Here is an 18,003-nt window from a genome sequence, read left to right on the forward strand (position 1 = left end):
TGTGTACTTGTCTATAGTATACAAGTAATCCTTATTCTAATTCTTGGATTTGTTTAAGAACTGCCTGGTAGTCTTTCTTTACTTCCATCTGCTTTCTCATCGATTTTTCTGTATACATTTGTTTCTTAAGACGTTGAGCTTGCTTTTCCAGCTTTTCTAGCTGTTCAGTCAGTTCAACCGATTCTTTCAAGTTATCTCCCAACTTACTTTGAAGCTGGTCTTTCCCTGTTTCCTTAATCAGCATTTCATAAACTTGATCTAAGTCATTGCCTTCAAATTGGATCTGGCAATCCTCTTGTGTACGGAAACAACGGACAATTTTGAAATGTCTTCCATCTTTTTCTTGTGCCAGAGCTTCCTTGTAATGAATCAAGAGCTCTTCCTTTCCCAAAGGAAACTTAAGAATAAAGACTGTATAAAGACCAAGTCGTTCATCTAGTTTTTCTAGCAAACTGGTTGTAAACTCTTGATGATTAAGGTGAATTTCTAAGACTAAGATCTGCTTAACGATGTTTCCCACAGGAATATTCGTCGTTTGCAAATCTATTTGGTGGGTAATCTGAATGAGTTGAATCTGATCTCGTAATTCTTGCTTTTCCTGTTTGCTCAGAGCTAGGTTATCAAAAAAATCACGATTGCCCTTTTTATGGGGTCTGTAGAGCACATGAGGAGTTGGCAAACAAGTATAATCAGGAAACTGTATCATAACTTTCTCCTTTTAGCAGGGCAAAGAAACAAATAAGTTCAAAGTCATCCATCCCCTCAATGCCGGTATTCATCAAATTAACCGTTCCAAAATTGAAAAGTGCATCCATGGTAGACAGATGATCCTGTTCCATCAGTTGTTCAATAGCCTGCTGTAATAGCTTGGAATATCCAGACATCTCTTTCCCGTCTTTTGTTTGACGGTTATACTGATTCACCAGAGATTGCAATGGTTGCGTCTTGCCACGACATAGACTTCCCAATAGATCTAAAATCTTTTTGCTCTCTTCCGGAGAAACCACCAAATCTCCTGCACTATTTACATAGAGGATATAATATGGATGAAGTTGATTCTTCTGATTCTTACCTCTAAGTTCGTCTTTATTTTTTAAAACAAAGATTGCTCCTTCTGCTTCCTTATTCTCAACTGACAAGATGGCTTGCAGACCTTTTGGTACTTTTTCCAATTCAGGATGGCTTTCGAGATACTTCAGAAGATCCATTCGGTAGTCTTCCAATCCTAGATCCATGATGGATATCCCTTCACTCATCTCTTCTAAATCGACAACTTCATTTCTAAGACGCTCTAGTTGTTTCTTACGATAGTTATTATCTTCTATCTCTTCACTAGAAAGAACGTTATCATCTGCGGTAGATGTGAGGACGGATATTTTCATACGTGATTCAACACGAGATTTAAGATCGATGTATTCATCTAACTCAATATTGGGCCAAAAGTTTACAAGCTGAATAAACTTATTTTTACTCCCTATCCGATCCACACGTCCAAAACGTTGAATGATCCGAACAGGATTCCAATGAATATCGTAATTGACCATCATGTCTGCATCCTGCAGGTTTTGTCCTTCAGAAATAACATCTGTTGCAATCAAGACATCAATCTCTCTTTGATCATCCGGAAATAGGAGATTCCTATCTTTTGATTGTGGTGAAAAATAAGTCAAAAGGGAATTGAGGTCTCGATGGTTCGTTTTTAGCGTTGTTTCAAATCCTTTTGTACCAGAAATCTGTGCCGTATGAAGTCCGTATTTATCTAGTACATATTGGCTAATATGTTTATAGAGATAATTAGTGGTCGTCGCAAAGGCAGAAAAGATAATGAGTTTTTTGTTGCCTTCATTGATTGGATGAGTCATTTTTTCGTCAATCAGCTGATAGAGTGTTTGCAATTTTTTATCTTCTGCAGGAGTGATTTGATCGATCAGTTCTTCTAATTCCAGCAAAATTGCTTGATCTTTCTCTAACTCCAATTTCCAACTGCGATAGTCCATATCTTTCAAAGCTATTCTATTCTTCTTCCCGATAAAGACATCTAAGTTGCTATCTTCTAAATCAAAATCATCTTCATTTAAAACGGGCACTCCAGATAAATCATCTAAACCTGTTCGCTCATATGTTGAAATAGCTTTTAAAGTCTCATCTACATATGATTTAACGACATCGATTAGGGTATAACGAAAAGCTGCCACAGAACTTTCCAAGCGTTTAAGCAGATTGATCATCATCAGCTTTTTCATGCCCGACTCACGACCCAGTTGAGTCAGATTGGCTTTATTCCCTGATAATGTTATTTCGTATTTATCACGCTTTGAGGGATAGATATAAAGTGAAGGTTGGTAAATAGTTAACTGTAGCTGATCTAACAACTGGTATAACTTTTTATAGGTCACATCTAGATCAGACACTGTCAAATCAGGTTCAAAGTTTCTTGGTTTCAGACGTTCTGGAAAATCTCCAATTGCTTTTCGATCATAAAATTCTCGGATGTGTTTACGACTACGAGCAATCGTCACACTATCCAGAACTTTAAAGAAATCAAAGTCTAAAGTCGATAATAGTTTATCTGTCGTTCGCTCTTCAGCTGGTAAATCTGCCCATTTGTTATAGGCCAACTGAGCATTCCGAAAAATATCATTAATGGACGACTGTGTATCTAATTTTCCATCTATTTGCTCTACATCCCCTTCATAGGCTAAAGCGATTTGATTTTTTAGATCATTAAAGCGATTATTAACTGGAGTGGCTGATAACATCAGTACCTTAGTAGGAACACCTGATTTGATAATTCGATTCATTAATCGGCTGTAACGATTTTCACGTCCCTCCGCTTGATCACTTTCACTGGATCCACCATTACGGAAATTATGAGACTCATCAATAACCACTAAGTCATAATTTTCCCATTTATTAAGGGCAAGGTCTATTCCATTAGAAGTCCCTTTATCTCGACTTAGATCAGTATGATATAAAACATCGTAAATGAGATGACGATCATAAATCGGGTTGTTGACATAGTCATGTCGGTACATGTTCCAGTTGTTTTCTAACTTTTTCGGACACAAGACTAAAATTCGTTTCCCACGATAGGCATAGTAGGTCATGACCGCTAAAGCTGTAAAGGTCTTTCCTAACCCCACCGAATCTGCTAAAATACAGCCGTTATACTTTTCAAGTTTTGAAATGATTGATTTTACCGCATCTTGTTGGAAATCATAAAGAAGATTCCACAACTTGGTATTTTTATAGCCAACCTGTTCATTTGGCGTATAGTCATCGTTGAGATTCTCTAGAAACTCACTAAAGAGATTAAAGAGCAATACATAGTAGAGGAATTCAGGGGAATGCTCTTTGTGAGCTAAATTGAGAGTTTCTAAGAATTCTTCTGTCACATCACGAAAATACTCATCATCTTGCCAGAAACTATCAAATTCATCTAGATAGGATAAACTCAATGGAGCATGGTAGATATGCCGTGTGGTTTTGAACAAAGAAGAATCATAGCCCAATTCTTTTCGATCAAAGTTTTTGAGTCGATCCACAGCGACAGTATCATCATCCGTTTCTATCCGCATACCATTTGGCATCTCATCGGTTTCAATGTTTATAGATTTAAAACGTGCCTTTTTCCTGATCCAGTCTGCACATTCTCTAGCGATTGCTTTTTGAGTTAATTCATTCATTAACTTCAGTTCATAACGTCCTCCAAAAATAGACTGCTCTCGCTCTTTTTTGGGGATCGTATATTCACGATATCCAACTCTCGTCTCATCAGTCACAAAGGTTGGATTTGTAAAGATAAATTTCAACTCCTCGATCGTTTCAAGTTCTTCCTTTAACTGTTGAAAGGCAAACATCGAAAAAGTCGCTGCTGCAATTTTGACCTTGCTTCCAGGTTTTATTTCTTTCTTTAATTCATCTCCTAAACGAATACTACGATTATCAATTTCCATCCTAACCTTCTTCAATCACACTTATTTTTTTGTAAAAACGCTATCAATATAATTCTATCATAAAAATGAAAAAGAGGCTTGCTATTTCTTACAAGCCTTAGTTATTTTATTATCCTTGCCAATTTTCTTGGTCTTCTTTAAAGCGTTTTAGGAGGTCGAGTCCTTCTGGCGTGATGTAACCTTCTTCTTGGGCTAGGTGGATCAGTTCACTGTAGTTAGAAAGTGTCACCAATTTCACATCAGCATCCGCAAAGTTCTTATCTGCTTTTGGCAATTGATAACTGAAGATTGCTACGACACCAAGAACATCGGCTCCTTCGCGTTTAGCAGCTGCTACGGCTTCAAGAACAGAGCCACCCGTTGAAATGAGGTCTTCAACAACAACCATCTTTTGCCCCTGAGCTACTCGGCCTTCGATTTGGTTTCCTGCACCGTGGTCTTTTGGTTTGCTACGGATGTAGGCAAAAGGCAAGTTCATCTTGTCAGCGATGATAGCTCCGTGTGGAATTCCTGCTGTCGCAGTTCCTGCAATCACTTCTACTTCTGGAAATTCTGCTTTAATAGCTTCCACAAAACCATTTTCAATCAAGGTACGAGTTTCTGGATAGGCAAGCGTCACACGGTTGTCAGTATAAATCGGCGATTTGATACCAGATGCCCAAGTGAAAGGCTCCTCTGGTTTGAGGTAAACGGCTTGGATTTTCAAGAGGTGGCTAGCGATATCTTTAGCAAGTGTCATAGTATTCTCCTTTTGTTTTTATAATCTATTTCTTTAATTTCTGTCTTGGTTCCATTCATCCTTGATAGCATGATAAGCTGTAACAGGATCTTCAGCTTGGGTAATGGGACGTCCCACTACGATATAGTCACTACCGATTTGATAGGCGTCCGCTGGTGTCATGACGCGTTTTTGGTCTCCTACCGCAGCTCCCGCTGGACGAATTCCCGGTGTCAAACAGATAAAATCTTTGCTTGTTGCTTCTTTGATAAGCTTGACTTCCTGAGCTGAGCAAACGACACCATCCAAGCCCGCTTCAGCTGTCTTCTTGGCATAGTGAATCACAGACTCTTGCAGGCTGGTTTGGATATTTTGAAAATCCTGCATCTGGCTTTCCGACGTTGATGTAAGCTGGGTCACAGCGATCAATTTGGCTTGTGTCCCTAGACCTTCACGCGCAGCCTTCATCATCTCCACACCACCAGCAGCATGAACATTGGTCATGTCTACACCAAGCTGAGATAAGACCTTCATAGCCGATTTAACTGTATTGGGAATGTCATGTAGCTTGAGGTCCAGAAAGACACTATGCCCCAGTGACTTCAAATAACGGACAACTTCTGGACCTTCCGCATAATAAAGCTCCATCCCTACTTTTAGATAAAGACTTTCTTCTGCTGGGAAAAGAGATAAAAATTCCTTGACCGCCTCAAAACTAGGAAAATCAAGAGCAATAACTGGACGATGTTCACGCATACCTTTCTCCTTTTACCTTTACGAGCAAGAGAGTATGGTCAAAAATAAACCACGAAAAAAGGAACCTGCCAACAGCAAGGTTCCACGAAAAATGGGTAGAGTCCACCCTTTCACCGTCTAACCTTAGCTGCCTCTCTGGACTGCTTTAAAGGTTTTTTTCTATTCTATTATTTATACTAGGACTTGTCAAGCAAAAACTCGAAACTGGACTTCTATACCATTCAAAATCAAGAGGAAAAGTTAGTCTAACGACTCTGTGATTGCTGGCTCGTTTGGTTTTGATTTCCCTGTTCTTCTTGTTTTTTCTTTTCTTCTTCCTGTTTTTTCTTCTCAGCTTCCTTTGCCTCTTGCTTGGCTTTTTCTTCTGCTTCTTCTATCAGCTTATCCGCTATGGTATAGCTGTATGCTCCAGCCTCCATATCGACCACACTCGGTTCTGCTAACTGTGGCTTGATTTTGCTGTAATAAGGCAATTTCTTGCTCAATTCTGACAGGGGAACCAAAACCTCATCTGTGTCCAGCATAGTAATTTTTAAAAGATCTGCTGTTGCCTTGCTTGGCGCTAATTCGATTTTCTGGATTTGACTCTTGATATCCTCACTAATAGTAGACAATCCTGTGATCAGTTCTTTCACCTGTTGCTCGTCATTAAAGGTAACTGTCAGATAAGTCTCAGGCAAGTTTAAGCGATTTACAGGAGTTGACTCTACTGTACCACTAGAAAGAATTGGATAATACTCTTCACCAGACACATAATAACCGACAATATCAAATTCCTTAACCTCAATCGTAAAGTTAGTCGGAAATTGATAGTCAATCTTCGCCGACTCTATCCAATGATTCGACTTGATTCGCTCAGCGTATGTTTCCTTATCCAACAATAGGGCTAAGGTATAGTCACTATCTTGAATTCCAGAAGCCTGTTTGATGTCATCCGCCTGCGTGTTACTATTTCCCTTAACATCGATATTTTTGATGGTCGACAGCGGGGTCAACAAATAGACTGAAAGAAGGAGGACCAGGACACTGGGTACCAAGATACTCACAGCTCGCCAAATATGAACAGGCGCAATTTTAGGCTTGGCTGGTTTCTCTGGTTTTTCTTTTTTCTTCTTCTTTTCTTCTTTGACTTTAGGATCATCCTTTTTAGATTTCTCTTCTTTTTCGGATGATTCTTCGTCTGGAACAGTTTCGTTCTGGTCGGAATCACTTGATGACTTCTTACTTTCCTCTAACGACTTAGAGTTTTTCCCCATTCGAGCTTGTTTTTCCTTTTCCTTCTCTTCAGCTAGGGCAGCTTCTTCCTCAGCCTTCTTCTTCAGGTATTCCTGGTTTCGTTTCTGCCATTCAGACAATTCTTTCTTAGGGTTTGATTCTTTTTTCTTATCCTTTGACATTGGTTTTCCTTATGATAAGTCTTTTCTTAGTAGGGCATAAAAATCATCAAGAGATTTCAATTCAGTTGAAGCCCTCATACTAGCTTGGTATTGATCCTTATGACTAAGCAGGTGACTGATTTTCTCCTCCAAGCTTTCCAAGGTCAATTCTGTCTCTTGGAGTTCCGCTGCATAGCCCTTTTTAACAAAATAGGCAGCATTTTCAATTTGGTCTCCTCGACTTGCTTCACGACCCAATGGTACGATGAGATGGAGTTTCGCCATGGCCAAGAGCTCAAAAATCGTATTGGCACCGCCACGCGTTACCACGACATCTGCCATCTCCATCAAAGGTTGATAGAGATCCGTCACATAATCAACACGAAAGAGATTTTGACTCAACTCATTGAGGTTTGAATCCCCAGTTAAATTGATAATATTGTAGCGCTCTGTCAGTTCTTTCTGTTGGTCTGTTACCAGTTGGTTAAAAACACGAGCTCCTGCAGAACCTCCGACAAACAATACCGTTGGCAATTTAGGATCAAAGTGGGTTTGGATATCCACCAATTCATCGGGTTCTGAAGTTTTTTGGTTTGAAACCTTGGTCACTGCCCCCACATGCTCGACTTTTGCGAGGCCAGCAGCCTGCTCAAAGGTTGAATACATCTTGGTCGCAAATTTATAGGCAATTTTATTGGCCAAGCCCATAGAAAGGTCAGATTCATGAATAAAGACTGGCACTCCTGACACTCGCGCTGCGATAACCGGCGGTACAGAGACAAATCCTCCCTTAGAAAAAAGAGCCTGTGGACGCAGTCGTAACATGATAAAGAGCGATTGGACAATTCCCCAACCAACTTTGAAGACATCCAGCATATTTTGCCAAGAGAAATAGCGACGCAACTTCCCAGTCGCAATGGAGTGGAAGGTCACATTCAAACCTGACTTGAGGATTTCTTGGTGTTCGATTCCGTGTTTATCACCAATGTAGTGAACTTCCCAGCCGTCTTCGATGAACTTAGGCATTAACAAAAGATTGAGGGTGACATGTCCAACCGTTCCCCCACCTGTAAAGACAATTTTTTTCATATTATTCCTTTAACTCCGCTACTGTGTCGATAAATAGGTCACCGCGTACTTCGAAGTTAGCATACATATCCCAGCTAGCATTGGCAGGACTGAGGAGAACCACATCTCCTTGAGTCGCAAGCTCATAAGCCTTGCGGGTCGCATCAGCAATATCAGTCGCATCTACATAAGTCACACCAGCCTTCTCTGCTGCCCGTTTGACACGTTCTGCAGACTGACCGAGGATGACCATCTTCTTGAGCCCAGTAATATCTGGCACCAATTCGTCGAACTCATTTCCGCGGTCCAAACCACCTGCAATTAAGATAACCTTACTGTTGTCAAATCCTGACAAGGCTTTTTGAGTAGCCAAGATATTGGTTGACTTGCTATCGTTATAGAATTTGACCCCCTTGATCTCATCCACAAACTGGAGACGGTGTTTGACACCTCCAAAGGCTGAAAGAGTTTCCTTGATGGTTTGGTTGTCTACACCACGGAGCTTGGCTACTGCAATGGTCGCAAGGGCATTTTCTACATTGTGGCTACCTGGAACACCAATTTCACTCGCTGCCATGACCACTTCTCCACGGAAGTAGAGTTGACCATCTTCCAGATAAGCTCCATCAACCTTTTCCTGTGTTGAAAATGGTACAACAGTGGCTTGTGTTTTGCTAGCCAATTCTTTTGCCAAGTCTTGGTTAAAGTTCAAGACAAGGAAATCAGCTGCTGTCATCTTGTTCTGGATATTCCACTTAGCTGCCACATACTCCTCAAAAGAACCATGATAGTCGATATGAGTGGGCATGAGGTTGGTAATAACCGCAATCTCAGGATGGAATTCTTGGACACCCATCAGTTGGAAAGAAGAAAGTTCCATGACGAGCGTGTCCTTGGCTGTCGCAGTTTGAGCCACTTGACTAGCAGGATAGCCAATATTCCCTGATAAGAGACCATGTTGACCAGCAGCAGTTAAAACTTCCCCAATCATCGTCGTTGTGGTTGTTTTCCCATTTGAACCAGTGATACCGATAATTGGCGCTTCTGAGATTAAATAAGCCAATTCCACCTCAGTCAGGACTGGAATCCCCTTTGCCAATGCCTTTTCAATCATGGGATTGCTATAAGGGATACCTGGATTTTTCACCATCAGAGCGAAATCTTCATCCAAGAGCTCCAAAGGATGCCCACCAGTGACAACCTTGATCCCATCTTCTAGTAAACTTTGCGCAGCAGGATTCTCCTCAAAAGGCTTGCCGTCATTTACTGTCACAATAGCACCCAACTTGTCTAACAAACGGGCTGCAGACTCACCAGACTTAGCCAAACCTAAAACAAGTACTTTCTTATTTTTAAATTGATCGATTACTTTCATGTCTCAAACTCCATTTCTACTCCTACTATTTTACCATTTTTATGGAAATAATACTAAGCGAAAATGCTCTAACCCTCATTATAACATCGAAAAAGAGAGCCGTAGCTCTCTTTCTATTTATCTTCTTCTGCTCTTTTTTACAGGCATGAGCGTAATGTCTCTCAAGCTAAAGTAGGCTAGAGCCAGCATGGCGATTGTGACAAAGAATTCTGTCGGTAATTGGAAGATTTGCAAGATGGACAACATCAGCAAAATCAAGAGTGCAACAACTACAAAGACCAAGATAACGATGTTGACTGTTCCTTTGATACTTTGGGGTGTCGCAAATACATAGAGTAGTAATAAGAGGATTCCTATGATTAAATAGACCATCTTTATCTCTTTCTAGCTCTTATTCAGCTGATTTTTTCTTTTTGTTGGCTTTCTCACGCTCTGCCTTGTTAAGGATTTGCTTACGCAAACGGATAGACTCAGGCGTTACTTCCATGTACTCATCGTCATTCAAGAACTCAAGAGACTCTTCAAGTGTCAAGATACGAGGTGTCTTGATAACCGCTGTTTGGTCCTTAGTAGCTGAACGGACGTTGGTCATTTGTTTAGCCTTAGTGATGTTAACTGTCAAGTCGTTTTCACGAGAGTTTTCACCGATAATCATTCCTTCGTAAACCTCAGTACCTGGGTTGACAAAGATAGTACCACGTTCTTCGATAGACATGATTGAGTAAGTTGTAGCCTTACCAGCATCGATGGAAACAAGGGCACCACGGTGACGTCCACCAATTTCCCCTGGAATCAATGGCAAGTATTGGTCAAAGGTATGGTTCATGATACCGTAACCACGAGTCATTGACAAGAACTCAGTTGAGTAACCGATCAAACCACGCGCTGGAACAAGGAAGACCAAACGAGTTTGACCATTACCAGTTGAAATCATATCCAACATTTCACCCTTACGTTCAGAAAGGCTTTGAATAACAGATCCTTGGTATTCTTCTGGAGTATCGATTTGCACACGTTCAAATGGCTCACATTTAACACCGTCAATCTCTTTTACGATAACTTCTGGACGAGATACTTGAAGTTCATAGCCCTCACGGCGCATGGTTTCGATAAGGATTGACAAGTGCAATTCTCCACGTCCTGAAACAGTCCATTTATCTGGTGAATCCGTTGGATCAACACGAAGGGAAACGTCTGTTTGTAATTCTGCTTGCAAGCGTTCTTCTACCTTACGAGAAGTCACCCATTTACCTTCTTTACCAGCAAATGGTGAGTTGTTTACCAAGAAGGTCATTTGAAGCGTTGGCTCATCGATGTGAAGGATTGGAAGTGGTTCAATAGCATCCGTCGGCGTAATAGTTTCACCGACAAAGATATCTTCCATACCAGATACGGCAATCAAGTCACCTGCTTTGGCTTCTTGAATCTCACGACGTTCCAAACCAAAGAAACCGAAGAGTTTTGTAACACGGAAGTTCTTCGTTGTACCATCTAGTTTAGAAAGGGTAACTTGGTCTCCAACCTTAACAGTACCACGGAAGATACGTCCGATACCGATACGACCTACGAAGTCATTGTAGTCCAAGAGTGATACTTGGAATTGAAGTGGCTCATCAGAGTTGTCTACTGGAGCTGGGATGTGTTCGATGATAGTATCAAAGATTGGCGCCATTGTTGCTTCTTGGTCAGCAGGATCATCAGACAAGGAAGATGTTCCGTTGATAGCTGAAGCATAAACAACAGGGAAATCAAGCTGGTCATCATCCGCACCAAGCTCGATGAAAAGTTCCAAGACTTCGTCCACTACTTCTGCTGGACGAGCTGATGGTTTATCGATTTTATTAACAACCACGATTGGAACAAGGTCTTGTTCCAAGGCTTTTTTTAATACGAAACGAGTTTGTGGCATGGTTCCTTCGTAGGCATCTACGACCAAGACAACACCATCAACCATTTTCATGATACGTTCCACTTCTCCACCAAAGTCCGCGTGTCCTGGTGTGTCCATGATATTGATACGAGTTCCGTTGTAGGCAACGGCTGTATTTTTCGCAAGGATGGTAATTCCACGCTCTTTTTCGATATCGTTTGAGTCCATAGCGCGCTCTGCCAATTCAGTACGTGCATCAAGCGTTTCTGATTGTTTTAATAATTCGTCAACAAGGGTCGTTTTACCGTGGTCAACGTGGGCGATAATCGCAATGTTACGGATATCTTCTCTTAATTTTGTCATGATTTCCTCTAATATTTAAATTTTTATTTCTAACTGAACAATTATACCACAGTCTCATTCAAAAATCACAGTTCAGCTAAGTGTAAATGTTTTCACTCTGCTTTTCTAGTCAAGACAACTCTTTTCAAAGTCAGAGACTTATGATAAGATAAGCTGGTATGCGTTTAGATAGATTATTAGCCCAAGAAAAGGTCAGTCGCAAGGCTATGAAACAGGCTCTATTAAAAAAAGAAATCCTAGTAGATGATTGTCCAGCCAGCTCACTCGCTCAAAATGTCGACACTGGGTTGCAGAAATTAGTCTTTCAAGGACGACAAATCCAAGGCTACGAGCACACCTACCTCATGCTTCATAAGCCAAACGGAGTCGTTACAGCTAGCAAGGATAAGAAACTTCCAACCGTCATGGACCTCCTTCCACCTGACAGCCAGTCTGACCAGCTCTATGCTGTCGGCAGATTAGACCGCGATACCACGGGACTGCTGCTTTTGACAGACAATGGACCTCTTGGCTTCCAACTCCTTCATCCCCAGTACCATGTCGATAAATCCTATCAAGTGGTAGTAAACGGACCGCTCACGTCAGACCATATCCAAAAGTTCAAGGATGGAATTGTCTTTTTAGATGGGACCACTTGTAAACCTGCTCAGCTTGAAATTCTGTCCGCAAGCCCAACAGAGAGCCGGGCCTCCATCACTATCTCTGAGGGCAAATTTCATCAAGTCAAGAAGATGTTTCTATCAGTTGGTGTCAAGGTGACTGCCCTAAAACGAATCCAATTCGGTGACTTTACATTAGACCCAGAACTAGCAGAAGGGCAATACCGTCCCTTGAATCCAGAGGAATCGGAAATCATTAAAAACTACTTAGAGAAAAGTGGATAAAAGAAAAAAGCTTTATGTTTAAAGCTTTTTTTGTTTTTACTTATCTAAAAACTAATGCGATGGCTGCAATCCAGTTAAGTACAGAAATTACAAGTCCTACGATATTGAGAATTTTTTCTGTTTTATAGTCTAGTCCAGATTCTTTTTGGTATGAAAAAGCCAAGACCAATCCTATGATCCCCAAAATCAGACCCACTATTGGCGATAGCAAACCAAGGACGATAGATAAGATACCTAAAATAAGTGAAGGTTTTTTCTTTTGTTGTGAATTCATATTACAAAATCTCCTTAAATTTAATATAAATGATGATACCATAAAATGCTAGCTTTATCTATCATTCGACAGTTTTTTACAGAATCTTAGCTAGTCTTGACCTTCCCAATCCAAGAATCCAATCCATAAGAAAGGATATAAATCTCAGAGAAACCTTGTTTCTTCAAATAAAGTGCTGCATTGGTCACTCGTTGTCCGCGTTGGTTTTCGTAGAGAAGGACAGGTTTATCCTTACGAAGGGCTGCAAGGCTTGACTTCAACTGATTTGAAGGAATATTGCGAGCTCCGAGGATATGTTTTCTGTGAAATTCTGCTGGTTCACGGACATCAATCAATTGCCCTTTTCGAATCAAGGCTTCAAATTCTGCATTATCCACAATCTTAGCCGCACGACGAATACGAAGGTAGTTATAACCCATCCATGCCGCCATCGCTAGTACGATTCCCCACAAAACCCAAATTGTCATAAGTTCTTATCTCCATTTTTCTCTATGTAGTCTAATTCTATCTTGTGCTCTCTACGAAGAACAGCTTCCGCCTCTAGATAGTCTAGCTTGTCCATCAGACCTGCATCATAGATCCGAGAGAGTTCTAGCTTCATCAGTTCAATATCATACAAGCGCTTCCCCATGTAAACAATAATGCCAAACTGTTTGAGAAATTGCTGCACATCATAGAATGTTTTCATAGCTTTCATTCTAACAGATTTTAGACTTTTTTTCAATACCAGTTTGGGGCTTTCCTCTCTTCCTTTCATCTTCTTTGCTCATTCTTCACCAAGTGTGGTACAATAAAAGCATGAGAATTCAACAATTACACTATATTATCAAAATCGTCGAAACTGGCTCTATGAATGAAGCAGCCAAGCAACTCTTTATCACCCAACCAAGTCTCTCTAATGCCGTTCGAGACTTGGAAAATGAAATGGGCATTGAAATCTTTATCCGCAATCCCAAGGGCATTACCTTGACTCGTGATGGGATGGAGTTTCTCTCCTATGCCCGTCAGGTCGTTGAGCAAACTCAGCTTCTGGAAGAACGCTATAAAAATCCTATCGCCCACCGCGAACTTTTCAGCGTTTCCTCTCAGCACTATGCCTTTGTAGTCAATGCCTTTGTCTCTCTGCTCAAGAAAAGTGATATGGAGAAATACGAGCTCTTCCTTCGTGAAACTCGGACTTGGGAGATTATCGATGACGTCAAGAACTTCCGTAGCGAGGTCGGTGTCCTCTTTTTAAACAGCTACAACCGCGATGTTTTAACGAAAATGCTAGATGACAATCACCTCTTAGCCCACCACCTCTTTACCGCTCAACCCCATATCTTTGTTAGCAAGACCAATCCTCTAGCTAAAAAAGACAAGGTCAAACTGGCTGATTTAGAAGATTTTCCTTACCTCAGTTACGACCAGGGGACGCACAACTCCTTCTACTTTTCAGAGGAGATTCTTTCACAAGAGCACCACAAGAAATCCATCGTAGTCAGTGACCGTGCCACCCTCTTTAATCTTTTGATTGGTTTGGATGGTTACACCATTGCAACAGGGATATTGAACAGCAACCTCAACGGAGACAATATCGTTTCCATTCCACTGGACATTGACGACCCGATTGAACTAGTCTATATCCAGCATGAAAAAACCAGCCTGTCTAAGATGGGCGAACGCTTTATCGAATACTTACTAGAAGAAGTTCAATTCGATAATTAATAGGAAAAATGAAAAAGAGAAAAGAAAAAGTTAGGAAATAAAAAGTGAAAAAGATACTACTGACCAGTGCTTTAATCCTTTCAATCGCAGGATTAGCACCCGCATCCGTCTTAGGAGAAGAAAACACTACTCAATCCACATCTGCTGTCAAGGAAGCAATTGCCAAAGAAGAAAAGAAGGAATCGAGTGTTGAGGAAAACTCTAAATCAGAAGTTCTTCCGAAAGTAAATGTGCAAGAAGACAAGCCCAAAAAAGAAGGATGGTACCAAGAAAATCACCACTGGCGTTTTTACCAAGATGATAAACCTGCTTTGAACTGGAAACAAATCCAAGGCAAATGGTACTACTTCGATCAAGATGGTAATCGTCTTCATTCTACTATCTACAAAGGTTATGCCTTTGACCAAGATGGTGTCATGATAGAAAATAGCTGGACCAAACTGGACAATCAATGGTACTATGCTGATCCTTCTGGACGACTAGCTCTGAACACTTGGAAAAAAATCAATGGTTCTTGGTACTATTTTGACCAAACTGGAAGCATGCTCAGCAACACTGCCGTTGACGGCTATCTGCTCACAAAAAGCGGGGCTATGGCGGAAAAGGGCTGGACAAAATTAGATCAAATTTGGTACTATGTCGCTCCTTCTGGAAAGATCTCGCAGGATAAATGGGAGAAAGTCAACGGTTCTTGGTATTACTTTGACAAAGACGGTGGAATGCTGAGTGCGACAACCTTCAAGGGCTACCTCTTCAACCAGAGTGGAGCTATGGCAGAAAACAACTGGGTCAAAATCAAGGATACTTGGTTCTATGCGAACGGGTCAGGGAGATATATTCAAGACAACTGGCAAAAGATTCAAGGTTCCTGGTACTCATTTGACCAGAATGGTGGAATGCTAGCAGACAAATGGAAAGAAAGCTACTACCTTAAAACCAGTGGAGCCATGGCGGAGAATGAGTGGATCTTCGATAAAGCCTACAAGAGCTGGTTCTATCTAAAAGCGGATGGCCGTTATGCAAATCAGGAGTGGATTGGAGCATACTACCTCAAGTCAGGTGGTTACATGGCAAAGAGCGAATGGATTTACGATAACTCTGACAAAGCACGCTACTACCTAGATGATAATGGGCATTATGTTTCAGGAACTTACAAGATAGACGGTAAGGAACACCTGTTCCAAAAATACGGCCAATGGATTTCTGAAGTTTCAACTGAAGGTGGATTTACAAAAGGACTATACAGCAATACCATCTTCCTAGATCCTGGACACGGTGGTCGAGATTCAGGTGCCTTTTACTACAATGTAGCTGAAAAAGATCTCAACATGCAGATTTACCGTAAGCTTCGTACTAAGTTAGAAGAACTAGGCTACAAGGTCCTCACTTCTCGTGATAGTGATATTGACGTTGATTTTGTTACCGAACGTTCTCGTATGGTTAATAAGACCAACTCTGATATTTTTATCAGTATTCACTTCAACGCTACTGGTAATACCTACTCAAAAGCGAGCGGTATTCAAACCTACTCCTATAGCGATGAACCTGATTATCCAAGTAAGATTAATAAATACTGGCACAATCACCCTGATCGTATGAGTGAAAGCAAACGCCTCGCCGCTGCCATCCACTCCTCTCTTCTAGCAGAAACAGGAGCCAAGGATGCTGGCCTGTTGGAGAGCAGCTATGCCGTACTACGCGAAACCGCCAAACCAGCCGTTCTCCTAGAGCTTGGATATATGGATAATTTCTCCGAAAACCAACAAATCAGAGATAGCCACTACCAAGACAAACTGGTCGCAGGCATCGTAAAGGGGATCCAAAAATATTACGCTGGTCGATAAAAAAAGTCTCGAGAAATCTCGAGACTTTTTATTTATCTTCTTTTTTATCCTTATCAGGAAAGAGGTAGCCAATTCCTACACAAGCTAGCACACCAGCACCAATCACCAAACCACTTGAAATTGGCAAAAGATCAAAAATAGCATTTGCGATGATAAAGGCAATGATCAAGCACATCAGACTAGCCTTGTAATCTTTTTTCAAAAAGTTTTCTAGTGTGAAATAGAGGAACAATCCTACCGGAATGAGTGACCAGAGGTTGACATCCAAACTTGGCCATCCAACAGAACCGAAATACAATACTAGCGCTGCTGCTACTAAAAATACAAGTCCTAATAATTTTTTCATTTTTTTGTCTCCATTTTCTTTTTTAGGTTCTTGAGTTGTCTGATACTGACCCCTCACGCCCCTTACATGAACCATTATAGCAGAGGAATTTTTCAAGAACAAGCCCTTTTGCCTATCTGGTCAATATCTCTGTCTAAGTGGTTGAATATTTGTAACAAAAGAAAAAGAAGCACTAATGGGCTTCTTGATTCTGCCGATTGTAACAGTATTTTTGAACGAATACCATCTAGTTTTTCTTTTCCTTTGGCTCTAGAGAAGATTTGATTGATTCACGGTCTGCTTGTAGTTGAGCTAAGTTCTTTTCTGCTTCCTCAAGTTTACTGGTATCTGGTTTCACACGATAATAAACATTTTCTGGTTTCATTAACATAGACCCATAATCTTGTCCTGAAAGTAGTCTTTCCTCAGTATGATTGCTTTTATCCGTAATCTTTCCGTCATCAGCAGGTTGCATAACGACTCCACTTGGCACAGCTACTATTACAAATCCTCCAGCAACAGAATCTTTTACCCATGCACTGATAGACGCTGTCTCAGGGTTACGATTATCTTGTCCTTTTGATACCTTTAATCCAACTACAGATTCGTACTTTTGATCATTTGTAAACCAAGTCGCACGTACTTCTCCAGAATCATTAATAATGTATTCATTACCAGATTGACTACGCCAAGTACCTTCTAAACTAGACAAGTCATTATTCTTAATTGCTTCAATATCTAATTTTGGAACAGCAGTTTCTTTCTTGAACTTGCTAACAAATGCTTCTGCTTCCGTAATTTTGGTATCTAAAGCAGTCAGTTGATCCTTGAGTTTCTGAATTTCCTCTTGTTTATCCTTATCAGTCTCATCTGTCTTTCCTTGGCTTGTAGACGATTGACTTGTTGACTCTGTAGTTGAAACAGCAGACGATGCTTGATTTGACTCTTTCTTTACAATCAGAAAATATGAGAAAATACTTACCAAGATAAGAGTGACTAAAACAGCGAGTGCTATGCCAATATAGATTTTTATTTTTTTATTTGGAGTCAACTTTGATTCTGACCGCCTACGTCCGTTAATCTCTTCAAATTGTCTTTCCCGTTCTTTCTTATTCATAATTTTCTCCTTTTTGATTTATATTCAGCCAAGTTTGCGAGACTTCATTCGTTACTATCCATGAACTTTTATGACTTTTTAAAAAAATCAAAGCAAAAATTTCTAGAATAATTAACAGCCTATAGTCCTCTAAAACGGAACGAAAACAAGTGCTTATTAAAATATATTATACCACAAAATATAAATTTTAGTTTTAATTTATAAGTAGGAGTTTCTGACGTTAAATAGAACCTATCTCAAACGTTCCACCTTTCCTATATTTACAAAAAAAGAAGCCCGTTTGGACTTCTTGATTCTGCCGATTGCAGGGCTTGAACCTGTGACCTACGCGTTACGAGTGCGTTGCTCTACCAACTGAGCTAAATCGGCG

At 40.6% G+C, this 18,003-nt stretch carries 17 protein-coding genes and 1 tRNA gene; 3 read left to right on the plus strand and 15 right to left on the minus strand.

All coding sequences use genetic code 11. The features are described from left to right. Window positions 1–31: 31 nt before the first annotated feature. The 9 genes from B7714_RS07820 to typA form a co-directional block, all read right to left on the minus strand. On the minus strand, window positions 32–706 hold the full coding sequence (locus B7714_RS07820; protein WP_049489840.1) for a DUF4391 domain-containing protein: 675 nt from the start codon (window positions 704–706) through the stop codon (window positions 32–34). Continuing rightward, complete coding sequence (locus B7714_RS07825; RefSeq protein WP_049489839.1) at window positions 690–3,956, minus strand: helicase-related protein; 3,267 nt, start codon at window positions 3,954–3,956, stop codon at window positions 690–692. The genes B7714_RS07820 and B7714_RS07825 overlap by 17 nt, the downstream gene beginning before the upstream one ends. A 109-nt stretch (window positions 3,957–4,065) precedes the next feature. Continuing rightward, window positions 4,066–4,695 (minus strand): orotate phosphoribosyltransferase, encoded by a 630-nt coding sequence (gene pyrE / locus B7714_RS07830; RefSeq protein ID WP_084860156.1) that lies wholly within the window; start codon window positions 4,693–4,695, stop codon window positions 4,066–4,068. A gap of 33 nt (window positions 4,696–4,728) precedes the next feature. Beyond that, window positions 4,729–5,430: an orotidine-5'-phosphate decarboxylase gene (gene pyrF / locus B7714_RS07835; RefSeq protein ID WP_084860157.1), complete on the minus strand. Its 702-nt coding sequence runs from the start codon at window positions 5,428–5,430 to the stop codon at window positions 4,729–4,731. Between the two features lie 245 nt (window positions 5,431–5,675). Next, window positions 5,676–6,827, minus strand: a complete 1,152-nt coding sequence (locus B7714_RS07840; RefSeq protein ID WP_084860158.1) for a cell division protein FtsQ/DivIB — start codon at window positions 6,825–6,827, stop codon at window positions 5,676–5,678. Between the two features lie 9 nt (window positions 6,828–6,836). Beyond that, window positions 6,837–7,895, minus strand: coding sequence for a UDP-N-acetylglucosamine--N-acetylmuramyl-(pentapeptide) pyrophosphoryl-undecaprenol N-acetylglucosamine transferase (locus tag B7714_RS07845; RefSeq protein WP_084860159.1), 1,059 nt, complete (start codon window positions 7,893–7,895; stop codon window positions 6,837–6,839). A 1-nt stretch (window position 7,896) separates the two neighbouring features. After that, on the minus strand, window positions 7,897–9,249 hold the full coding sequence (murD, locus tag B7714_RS07850) for a UDP-N-acetylmuramoyl-L-alanine--D-glutamate ligase (protein WP_084860160.1): 1,353 nt from the start codon (window positions 9,247–9,249) through the stop codon (window positions 7,897–7,899). A 117-nt stretch (window positions 9,250–9,366) separates the two neighbouring features. After that, entirely contained in the window at window positions 9,367–9,621 is a 255-nt protein-coding gene (locus B7714_RS07855; protein WP_000262661.1) for a DUF3165 family protein, read from the minus strand. A 19-nt stretch (window positions 9,622–9,640) separates the two neighbouring features. Continuing rightward, entirely contained in the window at window positions 9,641–11,482 is a 1,842-nt protein-coding gene (gene typA / locus B7714_RS07860; RefSeq protein WP_049489833.1) for a translational GTPase TypA, read from the minus strand. 158 nt (window positions 11,483–11,640) lie between these two features. Between typA and B7714_RS07865 the strand changes: the two genes are divergently transcribed. Further along, window positions 11,641–12,366, plus strand: coding sequence for a 16S rRNA pseudouridine(516) synthase (locus B7714_RS07865; RefSeq protein WP_084857102.1), 726 nt, complete (start codon window positions 11,641–11,643; stop codon window positions 12,364–12,366). Between the two features lie 40 nt (window positions 12,367–12,406). Here the strand turns inward: B7714_RS07865 and B7714_RS07870 are convergent, their stop codons facing one another. From B7714_RS07870 to B7714_RS07880, 3 genes are all read right to left on the minus strand, one after another. Then, window positions 12,407–12,640: a hypothetical protein gene (locus B7714_RS07870; protein WP_070569094.1), complete on the minus strand. Its 234-nt coding sequence runs from the start codon at window positions 12,638–12,640 to the stop codon at window positions 12,407–12,409. 86 nt (window positions 12,641–12,726) lie between these two features. After that, window positions 12,727–13,107, minus strand: a complete 381-nt coding sequence (locus B7714_RS07875) for a rhodanese-like domain-containing protein (RefSeq protein ID WP_070569096.1) — start codon at window positions 13,105–13,107, stop codon at window positions 12,727–12,729. Further along, the gene (locus tag B7714_RS07880) at window positions 13,104–13,397 is read right to left on the minus strand and encodes a YqgQ family protein (RefSeq protein WP_049477930.1); all 294 of its coding nucleotides are present in this window, start codon (window positions 13,395–13,397) and stop codon (window positions 13,104–13,106) included. The genes B7714_RS07875 and B7714_RS07880 overlap by 4 nt, the downstream gene beginning before the upstream one ends. Window positions 13,398–13,438: 41 nt before the next feature. On the opposite strand from B7714_RS07880, the gene B7714_RS07885 reads away from it, so the two are divergent. Beyond that, complete coding sequence (locus B7714_RS07885; RefSeq protein ID WP_001222578.1) at window positions 13,439–14,347, plus strand: LysR family transcriptional regulator; 909 nt, start codon at window positions 13,439–13,441, stop codon at window positions 14,345–14,347. Window positions 14,348–14,391: 44 nt separating this feature from the next. After that, entirely contained in the window at window positions 14,392–16,191 is a 1,800-nt protein-coding gene (locus tag B7714_RS07890; RefSeq protein ID WP_049518941.1) for an N-acetylmuramoyl-L-alanine amidase, read from the plus strand. 28 nt (window positions 16,192–16,219) lie between these two features. On the opposite strand, the gene B7714_RS07895 is transcribed toward B7714_RS07890, so the two are convergent. The 3 genes from B7714_RS07895 to B7714_RS07905 all read right to left on the minus strand — a co-directional run bounded on the left by B7714_RS07895 (window position 16,220) and on the right by B7714_RS07905 (window position 18,002). Further along, the gene (locus tag B7714_RS07895; RefSeq protein ID WP_042902605.1) at window positions 16,220–16,537 is read right to left on the minus strand and encodes a hypothetical protein; all 318 of its coding nucleotides are present in this window, start codon (window positions 16,535–16,537) and stop codon (window positions 16,220–16,222) included. Window positions 16,538–16,763: 226 nt separating this feature from the next. Continuing rightward, window positions 16,764–17,633: a DUF6287 domain-containing protein gene (locus B7714_RS07900; RefSeq protein ID WP_084860161.1), complete on the minus strand. Its 870-nt coding sequence runs from the start codon at window positions 17,631–17,633 to the stop codon at window positions 16,764–16,766. 296 nt (window positions 17,634–17,929) lie between these two features. Next, a tRNA-Thr gene (locus tag B7714_RS07905) sits at window positions 17,930–18,002 on the minus strand. Window position 18,003 lies beyond the last annotated feature (1 nt).

It is taken from the genome of Streptococcus oralis subsp. oralis, from assembly GCF_002096595.1.
Classification (GTDB): domain Bacteria; phylum Bacillota; class Bacilli; order Lactobacillales; family Streptococcaceae; genus Streptococcus; species Streptococcus oralis_D.

Coding starts and splice junctions, on each gene's coding strand:
- B7714_RS07820 (WP_049489840.1), bottom strand. CDS start 706: ATGATACAGTTTCCTGATTATACTTGTTTGCCAACTCCTCATGTGCTC.
- B7714_RS07825 (WP_049489839.1), bottom strand. CDS start 3,956: ATGGAAATTGATAATCGTAGTATTCGTTTAGGAGATGAATTAAAGAAA.
- pyrE (WP_084860156.1), bottom strand. CDS start 4,695: ATGACACTTGCTAAAGATATCGCTAGCCACCTCTTGAAAATCCAAGCC.
- pyrF (WP_084860157.1), bottom strand. CDS start 5,430: ATGCGTGAACATCGTCCAGTTATTGCTCTTGATTTTCCTAGTTTTGAG.
- B7714_RS07840 (WP_084860158.1), bottom strand. CDS start 6,827: ATGTCAAAGGATAAGAAAAAAGAATCAAACCCTAAGAAAGAATTGTCT.
- B7714_RS07845 (WP_084860159.1), bottom strand. CDS start 7,895: ATGAAAAAAATTGTCTTTACAGGTGGGGGAACGGTTGGACATGTCACC.
- murD (WP_084860160.1), bottom strand. CDS start 9,249: ATGAAAGTAATCGATCAATTTAAAAATAAGAAAGTACTTGTTTTAGGT.
- B7714_RS07855 (WP_000262661.1), bottom strand. CDS start 9,621: ATGGTCTATTTAATCATAGGAATCCTCTTATTACTACTCTATGTATTT.
- typA (WP_049489833.1), bottom strand. CDS start 11,482: ATGACAAAATTAAGAGAAGATATCCGTAACATTGCGATTATCGCCCAC.
- B7714_RS07865 (WP_084857102.1), top strand. CDS start 11,641: ATGCGTTTAGATAGATTATTAGCCCAAGAAAAGGTCAGTCGCAAGGCT.
- B7714_RS07870 (WP_070569094.1), bottom strand. CDS start 12,640: ATGAATTCACAACAAAAGAAAAAACCTTCACTTATTTTAGGTATCTTA.
- B7714_RS07875 (WP_070569096.1), bottom strand. CDS start 13,107: ATGACAATTTGGGTTTTGTGGGGAATCGTACTAGCGATGGCGGCATGG.
- B7714_RS07880 (WP_049477930.1), bottom strand. CDS start 13,397: ATGAAAGGAAGAGAGGAAAGCCCCAAACTGGTATTGAAAAAAAGTCTA.
- B7714_RS07885 (WP_001222578.1), top strand. CDS start 13,439: ATGAGAATTCAACAATTACACTATATTATCAAAATCGTCGAAACTGGC.
- B7714_RS07895 (WP_042902605.1), bottom strand. CDS start 16,537: ATGAAAAAATTATTAGGACTTGTATTTTTAGTAGCAGCAGCGCTAGTA.
- B7714_RS07900 (WP_084860161.1), bottom strand. CDS start 17,633: ATGAATAAGAAAGAACGGGAAAGACAATTTGAAGAGATTAACGGACGT.